The organism is Hymenobacter arcticus (assembly GCF_054779975.1).
In genome coordinates, this window is the sequence record NZ_BAAGXF010000033.1 from 1 (window position 1) to 14,310 (window position 14,310).

At 52.5% G+C, this 14,310-nt stretch carries 20 protein-coding genes; 9 read left to right on the forward strand and 11 right to left on the reverse strand.

Annotated elements, in window-relative coordinates; genetic code table 11:
- The first annotated feature begins 132 nt into the window (after positions 1 to 132).
- Genes ACYVGC_RS24595 through ACYVGC_RS24605 form a run of 3 tightly spaced genes read left to right on the forward strand, consistent with a single transcriptional unit; the run spans position 133 to position 878 of the window.
- Positions 133 to 366, forward strand: a complete 234-nt coding sequence (locus tag ACYVGC_RS24595) for a hypothetical protein (protein ID WP_460586497.1) — start codon at positions 133 to 135, stop codon at positions 364 to 366.
- Positions 367 to 372: 6 nt separating this feature from the next.
- Positions 373 to 591, forward strand: a complete 219-nt coding sequence (locus ACYVGC_RS24600) for a hypothetical protein (protein ID WP_460586498.1) — start codon at positions 373 to 375, stop codon at positions 589 to 591.
- Positions 592 to 605: 14 nt separating this feature from the next.
- A complete protein-coding gene (locus ACYVGC_RS24605; RefSeq protein ID WP_460586499.1) occupies positions 606 to 878 on the forward strand; it encodes a hypothetical protein in 273 nt (90 codons plus the stop codon).
- 26 nt (positions 879 to 904) lie between these two features.
- On the opposite strand, the gene ACYVGC_RS24610 is transcribed toward ACYVGC_RS24605, so the two are convergent.
- Complete coding sequence (locus tag ACYVGC_RS24610) at positions 905 to 1,291, reverse strand: hypothetical protein (protein ID WP_460586500.1); 387 nt, start codon at positions 1,289 to 1,291, stop codon at positions 905 to 907.
- A 77-nt stretch (positions 1,292 to 1,368) separates the two neighbouring features.
- Here ACYVGC_RS24610 and ACYVGC_RS24615 point away from each other — a divergent pair, with 77 nt between their 5' ends.
- Positions 1,369 to 1,602 carry an XRE family transcriptional regulator gene (locus ACYVGC_RS24615; RefSeq protein WP_460586501.1) on the forward strand — a complete coding sequence of 78 codons (234 nt, stop codon included), beginning with the start codon at positions 1,369 to 1,371 and terminating at the stop codon, positions 1,600 to 1,602.
- A 26-nt stretch (positions 1,603 to 1,628) separates the two neighbouring features.
- Here the strand turns inward: ACYVGC_RS24615 and ACYVGC_RS24620 are convergent, their stop codons facing one another.
- From ACYVGC_RS24620 to ACYVGC_RS24630, 3 genes are read right to left on the reverse strand one after another with little or no spacing between them, the layout of a single operon-like run.
- A complete protein-coding gene (locus tag ACYVGC_RS24620; RefSeq protein ID WP_460586502.1) occupies positions 1,629 to 2,276 on the reverse strand; it encodes an SEC-C metal-binding domain-containing protein in 648 nt (215 codons plus the stop codon).
- Entirely contained in the window at positions 2,269 to 3,213 is a 945-nt protein-coding gene (locus ACYVGC_RS24625) for a cyclic GMP-AMP synthase DncV-like nucleotidyltransferase (protein WP_460586503.1), read from the reverse strand. Before ACYVGC_RS24625 ends, ACYVGC_RS24620 begins: the two co-directional genes overlap by 8 nt.
- Positions 3,214 to 3,234: 21 nt before the next feature.
- Entirely contained in the window at positions 3,235 to 4,221 is a 987-nt protein-coding gene (locus ACYVGC_RS24630; RefSeq protein WP_460586504.1) for a TIR domain-containing protein, read from the reverse strand.
- A 354-nt stretch (positions 4,222 to 4,575) separates the two neighbouring features.
- On the opposite strand from ACYVGC_RS24630, the gene ACYVGC_RS24635 reads away from it, so the two are divergent.
- A complete protein-coding gene (locus tag ACYVGC_RS24635) occupies positions 4,576 to 5,217 on the forward strand; it encodes a YfgM family protein (RefSeq protein WP_460586505.1) in 642 nt (213 codons plus the stop codon).
- Between the two features lie 296 nt (positions 5,218 to 5,513).
- Positions 5,514 to 5,780, forward strand: coding sequence for a hypothetical protein (locus tag ACYVGC_RS24640; RefSeq protein WP_460586506.1), 267 nt, complete (start codon positions 5,514 to 5,516; stop codon positions 5,778 to 5,780).
- A 10-nt stretch (positions 5,781 to 5,790) separates the two neighbouring features.
- Here ACYVGC_RS24640 and ACYVGC_RS24645 read toward each other — a convergent pair whose 3' ends face one another.
- The 3 genes from ACYVGC_RS24645 to ACYVGC_RS24655 form a co-directional block, all read right to left on the reverse strand.
- The gene (locus ACYVGC_RS24645) at positions 5,791 to 6,066 is read right to left on the reverse strand and encodes a hypothetical protein (RefSeq protein WP_460586507.1); all 276 of its coding nucleotides are present in this window, start codon (positions 6,064 to 6,066) and stop codon (positions 5,791 to 5,793) included.
- 2 nt (positions 6,067 to 6,068) lie between these two features.
- On the reverse strand, positions 6,069 to 7,046 hold the full coding sequence (locus ACYVGC_RS24650) for a replication initiation protein (RefSeq protein ID WP_460586508.1): 978 nt from the start codon (positions 7,044 to 7,046) through the stop codon (positions 6,069 to 6,071).
- Positions 7,047 to 7,519: 473 nt separating this feature from the next.
- Positions 7,520 to 7,945, reverse strand: a complete 426-nt coding sequence (locus tag ACYVGC_RS24655; protein WP_460586509.1) for a hypothetical protein — start codon at positions 7,943 to 7,945, stop codon at positions 7,520 to 7,522.
- Positions 7,946 to 8,471: 526 nt separating this feature from the next.
- On the opposite strand from ACYVGC_RS24655, the gene mobC reads away from it, so the two are divergent.
- Together mobC and ACYVGC_RS24665 are read left to right on the forward strand one after the other, a co-directional pair.
- Positions 8,472 to 8,723, forward strand: a complete 252-nt coding sequence (gene mobC / locus ACYVGC_RS24660; protein WP_460586516.1) for a plasmid mobilization relaxosome protein MobC — start codon at positions 8,472 to 8,474, stop codon at positions 8,721 to 8,723.
- On the forward strand, positions 8,716 to 10,536 hold the full coding sequence (locus tag ACYVGC_RS24665) for a relaxase family protein (RefSeq protein WP_460586510.1): 1,821 nt from the start codon (positions 8,716 to 8,718) through the stop codon (positions 10,534 to 10,536). Before mobC ends, ACYVGC_RS24665 begins: the two co-directional genes overlap by 8 nt.
- 180 nt (positions 10,537 to 10,716) lie before the next feature.
- Here the strand turns inward: ACYVGC_RS24665 and ACYVGC_RS24670 are convergent, their stop codons facing one another.
- Genes ACYVGC_RS24670 through ACYVGC_RS24685 form a run of 4 tightly spaced genes read right to left on the reverse strand, consistent with a single transcriptional unit; the run spans position 10,717 to position 13,264 of the window.
- Positions 10,717 to 11,025: a hypothetical protein gene (locus tag ACYVGC_RS24670; RefSeq protein WP_460586511.1), complete on the reverse strand. Its 309-nt coding sequence runs from the start codon at positions 11,023 to 11,025 to the stop codon at positions 10,717 to 10,719.
- A gap of 19 nt (positions 11,026 to 11,044) precedes the next feature.
- Positions 11,045 to 11,617, reverse strand: coding sequence for a GIY-YIG nuclease family protein (locus tag ACYVGC_RS24675; RefSeq protein ID WP_460586512.1), 573 nt, complete (start codon positions 11,615 to 11,617; stop codon positions 11,045 to 11,047).
- Positions 11,618 to 12,766: a DNA cytosine methyltransferase gene (locus tag ACYVGC_RS24680; RefSeq protein ID WP_460586513.1), complete on the reverse strand. Its 1,149-nt coding sequence runs from the start codon at positions 12,764 to 12,766 to the stop codon at positions 11,618 to 11,620.
- Positions 12,767 to 12,814: 48 nt separating this feature from the next.
- Positions 12,815 to 13,264 carry a very short patch repair endonuclease gene (locus ACYVGC_RS24685; RefSeq protein ID WP_460586514.1) on the reverse strand — a complete coding sequence of 150 codons (450 nt, stop codon included), beginning with the start codon at positions 13,262 to 13,264 and terminating at the stop codon, positions 12,815 to 12,817.
- Positions 13,265 to 13,759: 495 nt separating this feature from the next.
- Here ACYVGC_RS24685 and ACYVGC_RS24690 point away from each other — a divergent pair.
- Positions 13,760 to 14,310, forward strand: a 551-nt coding sequence (locus ACYVGC_RS24690) for a hypothetical protein (protein ID WP_460586515.1), incomplete at its 3' end; no start/stop codon positions are given.

Sequence of the window (14,310 nt, forward strand, 5' to 3'; positions counted from 1 at the left end):
GGGGAGCAGCCGCTACGCCAGCCCCGTTGGCCTAGCCCGAATGAGCAGCTAAACGCCTTGCTGCTAGCGGCTATAACTGCTTCTTCTACGTGTGTTTAACGTTTGCAATTGCAAAATAGCTCCTGCTAAAAGATGCCGGCTTACCCCAAAGAATACCTGAAAAACTACCCTACCCAGAGCTGCCCCGAGTGCGGTGGTTCCGGAGAAGACGAGCAGGGGGGGCAGTGCCCCGACTGTACGGGCGGGGGCGAGCTGCCCCTAGCCACCGCGCCCCGCACGGACCTGGCCACCAGTCAAGCCCAGCTGGCCACCGACGACCAGCCGGCCTACTGGCTGGGGCTACTCCCACCCCCAGAGTTGAATTAACGCCCAATGCCGCCCGAGGAACTGCAATTTTTAGAGGACTTCCTAGCCGCTACGGAGTGGCTGTTTTGTCGCAGCTGCGCCGAGCCGACCTCCCACGCCCACCGGGAGGTAGTGGAGGTGCAGCCAGTAGCTACCGAATTGCTGATGGAATGCACCGACTGCGGCACCGTGCGCCGCTGGCTGGATTGGACTAGCCCGCAGCTTACGCACCGTCAACATAATTAATCAACTTATTAGCCATGAGTAAACTAGCAAATCTTAGTGCCTTGCTGACTAACCCCGAGTTTCAGCAGCAAATCCAGACGCAGATACGGCGGGAGGCAGCAGCGCACAACTCCTACATTACCTACCGGGACGAACAAGACCGGCTGGTGGTCGAGTATCCCGGCAGTGGCCAGCTCTACGAGCAGACCGAGGCTAGGCAGTTGGTTTTGCTTTCCGTAGCGGGGCAGGCAGTAGCGCCAGCGGCCCCTATTTCGTGGGCGGAGGCTAAGCAGCGGCAGACCACGTAGGTCGAATAGTCAAACAAGTAGTACGGCTATTCAGCAGTTGGTGGAGGCGTATAGGGCACGTCCACCGCAAAAACGTCGCTGAGCGATAGTATCTGCTTTTCCTGGGCCGCGATAGTAGTAAGCCAGGCGTGTTGATTCGCTAATTGCTGCTCAGGCGTGAGCGTCTCGGCCTGGTGCAAAAATTGCCCGGCCGCTTTCAGGATGGTACTCACATAAGACCGGAGCAGCTGTCCTTGTTGGCGTTGCGCTTCTAGTAGCGCCGCGGGTTGGTAGAAGATGGGCCGTTCGTCGTACTGGTTGCGGCACATTAGCGAGCAAAAGCGGCGGTCAATCTCGGTGGCCTGGTGCACCCGGCCGCAGCACTCACAAATCGTCATCGCCAGCGCCCGGTTAAAGAACGGGCGCGCAAACATACTATAGTATGTTTAAAATAAGCTGTTTCTTTTGATAGGTTACATTTAATAGTCTTGGCCCGCACCTTGCGGCCATCATGACGGAGGAAGTCACGCGGCCTGACCCCCGCTTAAAGCAGATTGCGCAGAAACTGAAGCAGCTCCGGGTGGCCAAGGGCTACTCTTCCTACGAGGCGTTTGCGTTCGACCACGAGTTGCCCCGCGTAGGCTACGGCCGGCACGAGCAGGGCAGTAACTTGACGATGAATAGCTTACTACGGCTGCTTGATATTCACAAACTGAGCTTAGCGGAGTTTTTTGCAGACTTATAGACAAGGTGCTGACTACTGAACCTTGATTATTTGTAAGAGTCAATAATTTTTATATAGGTAGCAATAGTAATATCAGAAAGAGGGCTTAATACTTGGTAGGCATCCCTATGGCATTTTCTGTATTTGACTCCGCTTCCGCAAAAACATAATTCAACTCTATTTGGCTTTCTTCTTTTTAGAATAAATGCTAAATAATTTCTTATTTTTAATAAATCATTAGTTTTAAATGTGTCCTTAAAGAATTCTAAATTTCCTTCTGTTCCATGTGACCGCTCTCTTAAAAAATAACCAAATTTTTCTCTGAAATTTTGATTAAATAAATAAGGTAAAATCTGGTCCTTTATAAACGATAATAAAGAGATACCGCTTATGCATATAAGCTTTTCTTCCGGAAGCGCTTTGATGCAAAAGTGTCCGTCAGGATAGATGTGCCAATCTATATTATTCGGTAGTCTATCTGCTATTTCGTAAACATAAGGAAAGCTATTAGGGTAATCATCTGATGGAACGATGCTTATCTCGTACCTGTCAATTATATTACCTTCTTCATCAATTAAAGGGATAGAACCGTCTAAACGCAAAGGGTCTTCTTTTAGAACTAAGCCGTATAGTTCTAAAAGAAGACCCTTTGCGTTTAAAGCTTCTAGACGAAATAAATCCAAACCACTATTCATTCATCCAGGGAACAGATGAGGCAGCTCCGGCCGCAATAGAAGATTTTGTCTTAGAATCATCTGACTTATCTTCACCTTTTGGAAATCTATCGCCCAAATGCTTTATCCATAACTTACTAGCATTTAACTGATTTTCCTCCTTTATTGCCTTGTTGGCGTCATCAAGAAAATTATTTAGAGCATTTATAAAATTATCTTTTCTAACTTGAGTATAGTCAGAAAATAAATTATCATTTGGCGTAACAGGAACGAAGCATTGAAAGCTTATATCAAGTGTTTTCTTAATTTCGCTCAATATATCTCTCAAGCTAATATCATCTCTTTCATTCAAAACAATTTTGCTTAGCGAGTTAGATGATAGAATTGTCATAGCTAAACCGCTGGGCATATTGTTTCTCTTGTTATCACACCAAGCTTTCAAATACTTGACCACCCGTATGAGTCGCCCTTCTTTATCTTTTTTACCAACAAACCAATCCACCATTGCTTTCGGGTCATCAGCTCGCCAGCCGATATTCTTCATAGCCAGCTGATAATCTTTGCCTGCGCCTTTGTAGTAAACAGGGTGGTCTACCTCGTAGTCTCCTGCGAAGACTGTTCTAATGCACTTCTTTCTGTGTTGAGCTGCGGTACTTGTATAGCCATTCACCGCGGTCCAAACCCACTCTTGTAGTATTGTTGGTCCTACGCCAGGTTCACGGAAAAAATATACGCCATCATCGAGGTCGCATATATCATCCTTAGTTCTAATTGCAGACTTCATTTTCATGGAGCCCTGAATATAAAATTTCGGGACGTAATCAGAATGGTTATCTTTAAACCATTTGCGAATCCTTTCTCGCAGTGATGCCTTAGAAGAGTTAATTCGCTTCTTTTTGTTTACGTCAATAGAGATGTCTCCATCGAACGTTTGAAATAAATCGTGACAATTTGCCATGTGATTACAGTTGCTTAAGGGTTATTTAAGAATGCTAAATTTTATAAATTTATCTTCTACATCATCAGGGACTAATATCCTTAATGTTTTTTCAAAATTAGCTATCTCTCTTCTTTGAATTCTATCAGAATTATTATCTCTCGCCAGAAATTCCGGAGTGAATATTTTGCCAATCATTTCGTGAGATGATAGCAAAGTAGTTGGTATGTCAAAAAAATTAAAAGTATTTTCATTAATATCGCCTTCGATATAAAATGGAAATGGTCTGTATGTAGAGTTTACTATAATTTGTTTAAGATTATGTGTTTTTCTTTTTAAAATTGCTGGCTGCAATTCAGAAAGTTTTTGAGGAAGCAAAACAGTTATTGATGGATAACGGTCTGTTACCTGCATCTTTTTGCTACTTATCACATCACCTGTAGAGTTTTTTTCTACTACTTCAAATTCGCTGATTGTAGTAAAAGCCTCTTTAACTTTAGATAAAAAGTTTAAATAATACCCTATAGCTAATGAAGTAGATGGTAGTTGCGAAAAGTTGTATAATTTTTCAGAAACTCCAATTTCTCTTTCTATTTGAGTACAAGCATCACCAACAGCAGCTACTAAATTTTCTCGATGTCTGTAAGTAGGTATAGTGATGCCTTGAAAATCTGAGAAGGTATAAACTGATTCTTCCTTTATGATAAAGGCTCTATTAAGACCTACAGAACCAAGAAAAAGACCAAACTCAAAAATGACATTATCTCTGGCGACCTTTTTCTTTTTTCTTCTAATAGTTGCTTCATCATCAGGAGTGAGAATAAATATTGCGTAATCATAAAATGATGCTCTATTTATAAGGCTGTCTAATGTGCTTCTATTTACAGAAAATATGTTTTCTGTCCAGATGTCCACATCAGCAGTATGGTCAAAGTTGGATTTGACAGCTTTAGCTACTGCTAGACCTTCGCTGCTGCTACCAATAAAGATGCTCTTTCGGTTATTCGAGGTGACACTTAAGATTGCCATGAGGCTGAAGACTGGTTAGATGATAATACTCTAAGTGGCTACTTGGTAACCATCTCGATGTGAAGGTGCAAGATAGTACATTGCTACTGATTGTAGTACTAGCTAATGAGATTAACAAACTGTAGGGAAGCTTAAGTGGTACATGGAATGGTAGTTGAGCTTGGTATAGCAGGGCCTATCTAGGAAAAGTGACATAAAAAAACACTGTTCGGAATATGTGCGATGCTACACATATTTCAAGAGTGAGGATATAACTGGTATTATGTTAAGGGACAAAACCTAGAATAAGAGGGAAAAGATTGTACTTCCCCACTGCCCCTAAAATCCTGTTTACCCTAGCCCAAGAAATAGCCCATGCTGACCTTTCCAAAACCGACTGAAGCCGAGCAGCGCGCCGAGGAAGCCGACCGGCAGGCGGCGCTTACTCGCTACGAACAGATGCAAGCGCAATTGCGCGCCGGCAACCTGCCCGAGGCGCTGCGGCTGGTGGGGCTGGTCGGAAGCCCGTACCGGGACGAGGCCGTGAAAGAAGTGGCCCAGGCCCAGGTGCAGGCCGACGACCTGCTAGGGGCAGTAGCCACGGCGCAGGGGCTACGCTACGCCGACACCAAAGGCGAGGTGCTGGCCACCGTAATCCAGGTACTCTTACAACGGGGCGACGTGGCCGGGCCGCAGTGGCTGGCGGCCACCGTGACCGGGTTCGGGTACGTGGGCCTGATGAAACAGATTGCGGAGGCCCAGCAGCAGACCGGCGACCCCGAAGCCGCCCGCCGCACGTTGGAGCAGGCGCGGGTGCGGGCCGAGGGGTTCAGCGAGGGGGACATGAAAAACGGCTACTTCCGGTCCTACTATTTGGGGGACGTGGTGGAGGCCCAGCTACGTTTGGGCGACGTGGCGGGGGCGACCCAAACCGCGCAGCTCATCAACCGGCCCGAGGACCAGAGCCGGGCGTTGCGGTTAATCGGAGAGCAAGGCGCAGGTCGTGAGCAGCGGTAAGACAGGGTGTAAAACACCAAAATCCTGCTTAACTATGCGTCTTACATTGTGTAAGACGCCCCGCTATGCAGCCCGAACCCGGTACGACGGAAACCCCAGCGAGTAAGACAGGCCCCGAAGAAGCCCCCACAACGCCAGAAAACGAAGTAGAAACGGCTGAATCTGGTCTTACTGAAACTAATACTAGTAAGACAGCGGGTGAAAATGCTGAGGGGGAGCGTCTTACAGAAAGTAAGACAGCAAAAAAGAGCGGCCGGCCCCCGAAGCCGGCTAGCAACACGGCCGTTACCTGGTCCGTGCGCGGGGTAGAGCGCGAAACGCGGGCCATGATTGAGAAGGCAGCCGAGCGCGCCGGCAAAACGTTGGGGCAGTACCTGAACGACGAGGTACGCGGCTTTGCTCAGGGCCAACTCAGCCAGGCCGAGGCCGCCGGCCAAGCCGTGGCCAGCCCCCGCGATTTGCAGGTGCAGGTGGAGCAGCTGACCCAGCTAGTCGAAGGGATTGCCGCCCGCATGAACGAGCCCGCCCGCAAGGGATTCTGGCAACGGGTGTTTGGGAAGTAACCAGGCGCTGCTAGTTCTCAGGCATTCCATCCAGGGAGAGCCGCAACAGCATTTGGGGCAACGTGGCCAGCGGTCGGCGGGTACCGTCGGCATCCACGAGCACCAGGGGCCAGGTAGGGCAAGGCACACGCACCGTGTAGGCGTCCATCGCGGTCCATAGAGCTTGCAGGCGCGGCACATCTAGGGGCCGTTCAGCAAGCAGAATGAAAAGCTGCCCGTAAGCGGCCGTAAAGTCGGCCGCAGTCAGTAGGGGAGGGTGCAGGGGGTAGGATGATTCCGAGCCCATGCCTAGCGCGTTTTGGCGGGTTTGTCAAACAGCGGGCCGCTGCTGGCCTTTTTCAGCCCCAGAATTGTAAGCAGCAAGCCCGCGAGCGAGTGCGCTTTGGCGTGTTTGCCCGTTTTCAGCTCATGGGCGAACTTATTGCAGGCCGCAATATGCGCGGGGCTGGCTAGAATCTGGTCTACCAGTTCAGGCGTGACTATGCTAAGCTGACTGAGCAGGCGGCGAACATTATCGACTTGGTGCGAGCCTAAGCCGGGGGCTTCATCTGGCAGCACTCCAAACGACAACGGCAGGGCTACGGCTTGCGGCTTGACCGTGAAAACAATGTTTTTGAAGCCTCTGCCCACTTTTTCCAACTTGTAACCAATCAGCAAATCCGTTTTTTCATTGATTTGCTTCACGGCCACGTCAAGCACATTCCGCTTAAACATTGAAATTTCCGTGTATTCTTCACGGCCCTTGCTATCAGCCAGGCCCAGGGTTCGCTTTAGCTCGATGATAGCCGTTTTCTTGGTTTCGCCCTTGTCTTTCCATTGACTGCAAATGATGTAAATCCGCTTGGCGTGTTTGCTGGTCAGGCTTAGGGCTGCCTGCACCTGAAACGAGGTGAAGTTGTTTTTGAGGTCGAATAAGTATTGGGTGGCATACTCATTGAATTCCAGCTCAATAACCCCCGTTCCCAGGATATAATCAATCCGCTTGAATAAGACGAGCTGCCGGAAGACTTCACGCCCGTTGTGCAGGGTATTTATTTCGTGCACACGGCCCATCATTTCCTTTGTGGATTCGCGTAACTGTTTGTAATTGTATTTGTTACCAGTTACTTCTTCCATCTCGGGGACCGTTATCTGATACACAGCGTCAGGAGCATCTTTCCGTAGCTTGGAGAGCAAGACCAAGAAGATATTGGACTGCGTTTCCGTGTATTCATAACGGGCGTTTGTCAGCGCATTGTGCTGGCGTACTTCTAGGTCGGAATTCATAGCTAGCAGCTTGATAACAAGAGCAAAACTAACGAAAACGAACAGTAATAAAAAACACTTCTCTAAAGTTGTTCGGATTCACTTATAATCTGTTCGCCTTTCACTTATAATCTGTTCGGGTTAGACCCCATTTTCGCTTATAATCTGTTCGGGTTCACTTATAATCTGTTCGGGTTCACTTATAATCTGTTCGGATTAGGCCTTGTAACTAGTTGTTTATGAGCAGCTTCTGAGCCCCTCAAATAACAAATAGGTTTACAAATAGAAAATACACAATTGTGTTATCGCTAAAAAAAGGCTTTTAGAGTGTGGATAACTTCGGAACGGCACCCCAGGCGCAGCCCAAACAAAAACAACAAAGCCCTAGAAGCCAGTAACTTGCGCGCATTTTATAAACTGTATATTATTGGTAATCAACAGTATAAAACGCAATTGTTGGGCTTATTTGTACGGCTTTGTGCTCGCTAATTCGGCTAAATACCTTTCTCCCCCTCACGGTAGCGCTTGCGCACTTCGGCCCGGTGGTCGTCGCGCCAGGCCTGCACGATGTTGGCCAGTAGGTCCGTCAGGCTCACCTCAACGCCGGGCAGGTTCACGACGGTGGCCAGGGCACGGTGCAGCTCGACGGGTAGGTACACACTTTGCTTTTTGGTGACCTGCTGGGCGGGCGTGGTGAAATAGGCCAACGGGCGCAGCTGAGGCGACGCAGGAGCCGCCGAGGTGCTGGGAATTAGTTCGGGGGATTCGGGTGCCACAGGAGCTACAAAAGGAGCCAAAGCGGGCAGTTGCTGGCCAGGAGCTACGGGGGCCAAGTCAGCTGGTGGGAAAGTATTCGGGTGCTCTTGGTTGATGTTTTGGAGAAAATCAACTAGTTCTGGATTGGGTGTTTTGTCAGCCATGAGAGTAAGGTAAAGGGTGATAAAGGGGGAACTATTTTTAGCTTTGAACGAGAGTACAATACAACAAGTTTAGCCACAATATTTTTCCCTTTTGTAGCTTTATACTTATTCACTTGTTAAGCTAAAAAGCTGCAATTAAAAAAATGCTGAGCTTCATAAATAAAAAGCTAAACAGCTAAAGCTTTTACACTGATTAGCTAATTAGCTAGAGTAAACCAGTCGTTAGGGGCAGTGGGGAATGGTAGCTTTAGCCCTAGTGCAACCGCATCCCTATTGTCCCCTGTTCCGTATGTTCTATTAGGACGGAGCAAGACGTGTTGATAGTGCCTATCAACGTCTTGCTTTTTGCTCCTATCGTCGCAAAAAGACCTATCGCATGGACCCCGAAGCGCCCCTAGTTCCCGCCCCCAAGCGCCCCCGAGTTGGCAAGTCCAAAGGTGGGCGCAAGGAAATTCCCGACGCTGAAAAGCGGACGAAGCGGATTGTTCTGCGCGTTACCGAAGGCACCTATGCGGAGTTAAAGGACATGGCCAAAGCGAGCGGTCGGCCGTTGGCAGTAGTCGTTCGGTCGTTGACTAGGCCCCAGCGGAAGGGGCTTACGCCCGAGCAATTTGGGCTGTTACGGCAACTCGCAGGCATGACTACCAACTTGAATCAGCTGGCCAAGCGCGGGCACCAGGACGGGTTCGGCGCGGTGGCCAATCAGGTGACGCAGGCCGCCGCGCAGCTCAGCGCCTTGCTCAATACCTACACCGGCACGGCGGGCAGCGATGATTAGCCGGACCGTCATCGGCCGCAGCTTCGGGGGGCTGGCACGCTATCTGGTGGAGGGCCACAAAGGCCAGGAAGCCGACAAGCAAGCGGAGCTGCTGGGCTCGGCTGGCGTGCGCACGGACACCGTGGCCCACATGATAGCCGACTTCAATTTGGGCCGGCAGCTGCACCCCGAGTTGGGCAAGGCCGTGTGGCATACCTCGCTCAGCTTTAACCCCGACGACGCGGCCAAGCTCACGGACGAGAAGATGCGGGCGATTGCCGAGGACTACATGCAGGAGATGAAGCTAACCGGGACGCAGTACGCCATCATCCGGCACCGCGACCGCCCCGGTCACGAGCACGTCCACATCATTGCCAATCGGGTAGCGGACGACGGGCACACGATTAGCGACAGTAACAGTTTTTTGCGGTCGAAAGAGGCGCTGGCCAAACTGATTCAGCGGTACGAACTGACCCCGCCCCAGGGGCTGCGCGTCGAGAAGCAGCACCCCCAGCAGTTGGAAGGGGCCGACAAAGCCCGGCACGAGGTCAAAGCGGCGCTGCACCAGGCGCTGGCCACGGCTACGGACCGGCCGGCGCTGCTGGCTACGTTGCGCGCAGAGAAGATTACCGTTCGAGAATACGTCACGAAGGCCGGCACCGTCGTCGGCATTGGCTTCGAGAAGGACGGGCACGCCTTCAAAGGCTCCGCCGTGGCGCGGGAGTACAGTTTGGCGGGCCTCGACAAGCAGTTGGCCGCGAACCAGGTGCGCCAGCAGGCCGAGCAGGAACTGCGGCAAGTGGCCGTGCAGCTGGCCCACCGGCAAGCCGCCGAGCGCCAGGCCGCGCAGGTAGCCCAGCAGCAGGAAGCAGCGCGGCAAGCTGCCCAGGTGGCCCAGCGCCAGGAGGCCGACCGCCAGGCCGCAGAGGCGGCCAAAGTGCCCGCGCTACCGGCCGTCGAGCGCAAGTGGCAGGCAGAGTACCAGAAATATACGGCTGACTTAGCCCAGCAAAACGCTCCTGTTCAAGCTTATAACAAGATTATCGACTCGTACAGCCAGCACCTCAAGGCAAAGCCGAATGAGGAAGGGATACAGGACGTAGTGAAGGCGATGAAGGGGACCCCTAGCACGGCGACGCTTCGGGCCGAGTTAGACCGTCAGGTGGCGGCGCAGGCCACGCACGCGAAACAGTGGGCCGATAGCTACGGCCAGCAAGCCGCGTTGCAGGAGCAGGCGAAAGGCGGCTTTTGGGGAAAAAATGCGTCGTCGCGGGCCGCTGAGGAAAAATTGAAGTTTTTGACCGAGAAAGACCGGCCTTTGCCCGACCTGTTACAGCCGGACTTGCTGGCCTTTGCCCGCGCTGCGAAAGCGGCGGACCGGCCGGTCCCGGCCATCGGTTTTGACGCCCGCACCTATTATCAGCCGGAGAAGGCGGGCCTGACCCTAGCAGAGTACGCGGCCAAGCGCGAGGCCGAACGGCAACTAGTGGTGCGCGTGCAGGAGCCGGTGGGGGACCGTCAAGCTACCGGCCGCGCTGACGCTTTGCAGCGCAGCTTGACGAGTAAAGGCGCCACCGTGTCAGCAAGTACTACCGTTGATGCCCAAGGAAATAGAGTAATCGACCTAACTGTGCAGTATAGTGTGGAGCAGCCGCGCCGCGAGGTGAAGGAAATTAGTTTCGCGCTGGATTGGGCCGCCAAACAGCCCGGCTACCAGGTGCAGGAGAAGGAGGCCGACCGGGCGCAGCGCCAGGCTCCCGGTCAGCAGGACGCCCAGCGGGAGCAGGCCCGTACCCCCGGCAAAAGCCAGGGCTTGGGCTACGGCGGGCGGTAAGAAGTGAGCGTGCAGGCCATTCACGAGCAGCTAGCACCAAGTCGTGCGGCAAACCCCCTTCCCAGGAGTTCGCCCTAAAGCAGCATTAAGAGCGTGCCGAGTAGTGCCATCCGCTCCCGCTAAAACGCGTCCAACTACCTGAGCGCACGCGGAGCCGAGGAATGGAAATGTAGTTAAATACTAGCGCGTTACAAGCAGAATTGGGCCGCGTAATAGCTCATCGTCATTGGCCTCGTCAAATGCTGTTCCGATTAAGTCACTTAGCACCCGCATTGCTTCCAAATTGGGTTCGCCTTCATGGTCGAACACGGAAAAAGCTACATAATCACGCCCCGAGGCCAGCACATCTACCAAGCTAGGCGCGCAGTCCAACATTGCGGCCGCGCCATCGGCCCCGCTGACGAAACCCGTTATTTCATCCGGTAGGGTGAAACCAGCTGCTGAAACTGGTTTTGGGAGCTGGCTAGGTTGGTAGAGCAAAGCACGCATGATGAAAAAGGGAAATGATTTAGTCCTCGTCGCTAAGTGAGTCGAGGTATTTTTTCAGCATTTCCAATAGCTTCTCTCGTTCGGCTTCCGTCGTAGGATTGGTACTACGCTGGCGGCCAGGGTGTATTAAGTCCCACGGCGCGGGTTTTTGTGACTCGCGCTTATCACCTAGCGTCTTATTGCCAAATCCTTTGATTTTCTTATTCCAAAGGGGATTGAACTTGTCAATGAGCAGTTGTTCACCCAAAGGAATCCAAACATCATCAACCAGGAGAAAGCGGCATTGAAAATCCTCAATTCGTAGGTTCGGGGCCGCCTCGATGGACTTGCGATGGTCCCCCAGGCGCTGGTAGAGCGTGTTGGGGGACCCCGCCGACATTGCTTTGCCCACATAGATAGGCACCTTACCACGCATCTCGCGACGGTAGAATTCATGCCCTTCCCCTTCTGGCGCCAAGTAGTAAAGGCCGTAGATGCCCGCTCCTTTGAACGTATGAGTGGGTAGGGGTTGCAGGGGCCTATCTAAAAAGGCCTCCGTCAAGCTTTTGCCCAGGTTAGGGATATCAAGTGGATTGTAAGCTTCTAAGTCCATTTAAGCCTTTGCCGCAGATAGGTCCCTGAATAACTGGCCAGTAACGACCGCAGCGAGTTGCACCGGGACCGCGTTGCCAATCTGACGCATCGCTTCTCCCCACGCGCCAGAGAATACGTATTTATCGGGAAAGGTCTGAATACGAGCAGCTTCACGAGCCGTGAAGTATCGCACCGTGCCGTCGTCCTTTACGAACATATTTTCCCCACCAGGAACACCGTGCACGCCCGCTTTTAGCGTCTTGGATGGCAAATCCAAATCGCTCCCCGTATGGCCAGGGTATGAGCGAGCCCCGCCACGGAATTCATGATTGGTAAGCTTAGTGCTGACCGTACCCTGTAAATCGGCAATGGCGTCCCGAGTCGTTAGCCACGGCAATCGGTTGTCCAAGTCCAGCCGAGACAATGCCGTTCGCACGCCTGGAACGGTTAGCAACTCAGTGCGCGGATTTACTCCGTGCCGCTCCCAGTAAGAACCGCCGTGCCACTGGGCGTTGACTAGGGCATCCAGGCTATGCGTAGGCTCAGGGAAATGCCATTCTAGGTTCAGGTCCGCCCGAATTCCAACGATAATGAGACGTTCCCGGCGCTGGGGAACACCGTAGTCAGCCGCGTTTACGACCCGCGAGACGACCCGGTACTCTAGGCCGGTTTCATGGTGCGCGGTATGGTGCTGTTCCAGCCGGCGGCGGTGGTCGGTCCATTCTTCGCCCTCCCGCTTTTCAATGCCGGGGTAAGCGAGCTGGTGCTGAATGTATTCGAGGTAGTAGCGGAAGGCGGCGCGGGTGAGCCCGCGCACGTTTTCAAACATGAAGGCTTTGGGCCGCGCTTCCCGTAGGGCTCGGATAGCCTGCGGGAACATATCCCGCTTATCATCATAGGCTTGGTGTTTACCCCCGAGGGAAAACGGTTGGCAGGGAGGCCCGCCGGTTACTAGGTCAACCTTGCCCTCAAAATCGGTGAAACGCATGGCCCGCACGTCGGTGGGCTCAATTTCTCCTTTATGCCGGCACTTCAATAATTTACGATTTTGGCTAAGAGTCCGGCAAGCCCATTGGTCCCACTCTACCACATGGGCGGTTTCAAATCCAGTCTGGCTGAGTGCCATAGCGAGGCCTCCGCCACCAGCGAAGAGTTCAAGAGCTTTCATAACGTAGGGCATTTAGTAAACCAAAGGTAGGATTTACAACTGCCGCGCCTACTCCCCAACGCCTAATTCCTCCCTTACTCGCCCCGCGCACGCGGCGGCGTCACGGCGCACCTCACATTCCCAAAGCACAAGCGAACGCCACCCCCGGTCACGTAATTGTTCCCGCACCCGAGTATCGCGGGCCGCGTTTTCGGCAAACTTATCGCGCCAGAATTCTTGGTTGGAACGTGGGTAGGCCTTCTTCCCCTCACAGTGCGGGCATTGATGCCAGAAGCAACCGTGAACGAAAACAGCCAGCTTCTTACCTGGAAAGCTGACATCTGGCCGACCTGGTATGTCCTTCAGGTGCAAGCGGTAACCCTTGGCTCCCGCAGTCCACAGGGCTTTACGTAGCATTAGCTCCGGTTTGGTGCCCTTCGATTTATTGGCCTTCATAAGCCGTGACACACGCTGCTGCGCGGTTTCGGGCGGGGCCGTGGTTACGTTCTTCTTAGCCATTATAAAACCGGATTATTCACGCGGCTAGTAACGAAAGAAGTCCGGTTATTGGCCGGACCCCTTTCGTTTCGCGCTAAGCGCACCACTGCTTGATTTTTAGCCAAAGGTCTTCCCCCATTTTGGTGCCGCATCCGGTAGCTATCGACGTGAGGAACGCCAGCACGATTGCGCCGGCAAGCGCCCAGAAATTAATACCCGCGCATAAGCCCGCGAGAAAGACTAAGAAGGTTAAAGAATTGATAGTAAACATTTTTCATGATTATTTTTCTTATATATTATTTTTTCCAGCCCCCCACCTTGGGACTCACCGAGGACTGCTCAGTAAGGTGGCTGCATTGGTAAATAGTATCGAAGTGGTGCAAACGACCGGAAAATCTAAGAATTATTGAAAAATAATTTTTGGGCCATGAAAATCAGGAGCCGTAAGCAGGGCTGATTTACCTGAAAAATGGCCTTAAAAGGGGTTAAAACGGGTTTTTTGGCGTATCTTGTAGCATGACAGGAAGCCTGAAAAAGCAGTTTCGCAAGCAGTTTGGCCAGCACCGTTACCCGGTTAAAACGTTTCGAGGTGACCCCACCCGGCCGGCTTATACACTCTATAATTTGTGGGAGTACCCCACCCACCTGGCGGCGAGTAATGAGCTAGACGAGCTGCTAGACCAGTGGCCCCGCAACTGGCAGCGCACGGTGGCGCTGCTGGCCGTGCAGCGGGCTTTCTACGAAAATGGGCCACCTCATTGGGCCGAGGAACAGGTATGGGCCGAGGACCAAACCAACGTCCACGCCCTGATGCTGCGCGAGCGCCAGCGGGAGCGCCGATTTAACCCCACACTACAGGCTCAGCACGTCCAGCATACCCTACTGGCCCACGCCGCTCTGGCTGAAAGCCAGCGCCGCAAACAAGGGCCGCCAACGGGCCGGCCCCCACAGCCGGCGCGGCGCAGCCGACCTAAGCACCTGGAGCTTCGGGGGGAGCAGCCGCTACGCCAGCCCCGTTGGCCTAGCCCGAATGAGCAGCTAAACGCCTTGCTGCTAGCGGCTATAAC

Bases quoted from the DNA above. Each gene is read 5' to 3' on its own strand.
- ACYVGC_RS24595 (WP_460586497.1), top strand. From the start codon at position 133: ATGCCGGCTTACCCCAAAGAATACCTGAAAAACTACCCTACCCAGAGC.
- ACYVGC_RS24600 (WP_460586498.1), top strand. From the start codon at position 373: ATGCCGCCCGAGGAACTGCAATTTTTAGAGGACTTCCTAGCCGCTACG.
- ACYVGC_RS24605 (WP_460586499.1), top strand. From the start codon at position 606: ATGAGTAAACTAGCAAATCTTAGTGCCTTGCTGACTAACCCCGAGTTT.
- ACYVGC_RS24610 (WP_460586500.1), bottom strand. From the start codon at position 1,291: ATGTTTGCGCGCCCGTTCTTTAACCGGGCGCTGGCGATGACGATTTGT.
- ACYVGC_RS24615 (WP_460586501.1), top strand. From the start codon at position 1,369: ATGACGGAGGAAGTCACGCGGCCTGACCCCCGCTTAAAGCAGATTGCG.
- ACYVGC_RS24620 (WP_460586502.1), bottom strand. From the start codon at position 2,276: ATGAATAGTGGTTTGGATTTATTTCGTCTAGAAGCTTTAAACGCAAAG.
- ACYVGC_RS24625 (WP_460586503.1), bottom strand. From the start codon at position 3,213: ATGGCAAATTGTCACGATTTATTTCAAACGTTCGATGGAGACATCTCT.
- ACYVGC_RS24630 (WP_460586504.1), bottom strand. From the start codon at position 4,221: ATGGCAATCTTAAGTGTCACCTCGAATAACCGAAAGAGCATCTTTATT.
- ACYVGC_RS24635 (WP_460586505.1), top strand. From the start codon at position 4,576: ATGCTGACCTTTCCAAAACCGACTGAAGCCGAGCAGCGCGCCGAGGAA.
- ACYVGC_RS24645 (WP_460586507.1), bottom strand. From the start codon at position 6,066: ATGGGCTCGGAATCATCCTACCCCCTGCACCCTCCCCTACTGACTGCG.
- ACYVGC_RS24650 (WP_460586508.1), bottom strand. From the start codon at position 7,046: ATGAATTCCGACCTAGAAGTACGCCAGCACAATGCGCTGACAAACGCC.
- ACYVGC_RS24655 (WP_460586509.1), bottom strand. From the start codon at position 7,945: ATGGCTGACAAAACACCCAATCCAGAACTAGTTGATTTTCTCCAAAAC.
- mobC (WP_460586516.1), top strand. From the start codon at position 8,472: ATGGCCAAAGCGAGCGGTCGGCCGTTGGCAGTAGTCGTTCGGTCGTTG.
- ACYVGC_RS24665 (WP_460586510.1), top strand. From the start codon at position 8,716: ATGATTAGCCGGACCGTCATCGGCCGCAGCTTCGGGGGGCTGGCACGC.
- ACYVGC_RS24670 (WP_460586511.1), bottom strand. From the start codon at position 11,025: ATGCGTGCTTTGCTCTACCAACCTAGCCAGCTCCCAAAACCAGTTTCA.
- ACYVGC_RS24675 (WP_460586512.1), bottom strand. From the start codon at position 11,617: ATGGACTTAGAAGCTTACAATCCACTTGATATCCCTAACCTGGGCAAA.
- ACYVGC_RS24680 (WP_460586513.1), bottom strand. From the start codon at position 12,766: ATGAAAGCTCTTGAACTCTTCGCTGGTGGCGGAGGCCTCGCTATGGCA.
- ACYVGC_RS24685 (WP_460586514.1), bottom strand. From the start codon at position 13,264: ATGGCTAAGAAGAACGTAACCACGGCCCCGCCCGAAACCGCGCAGCAG.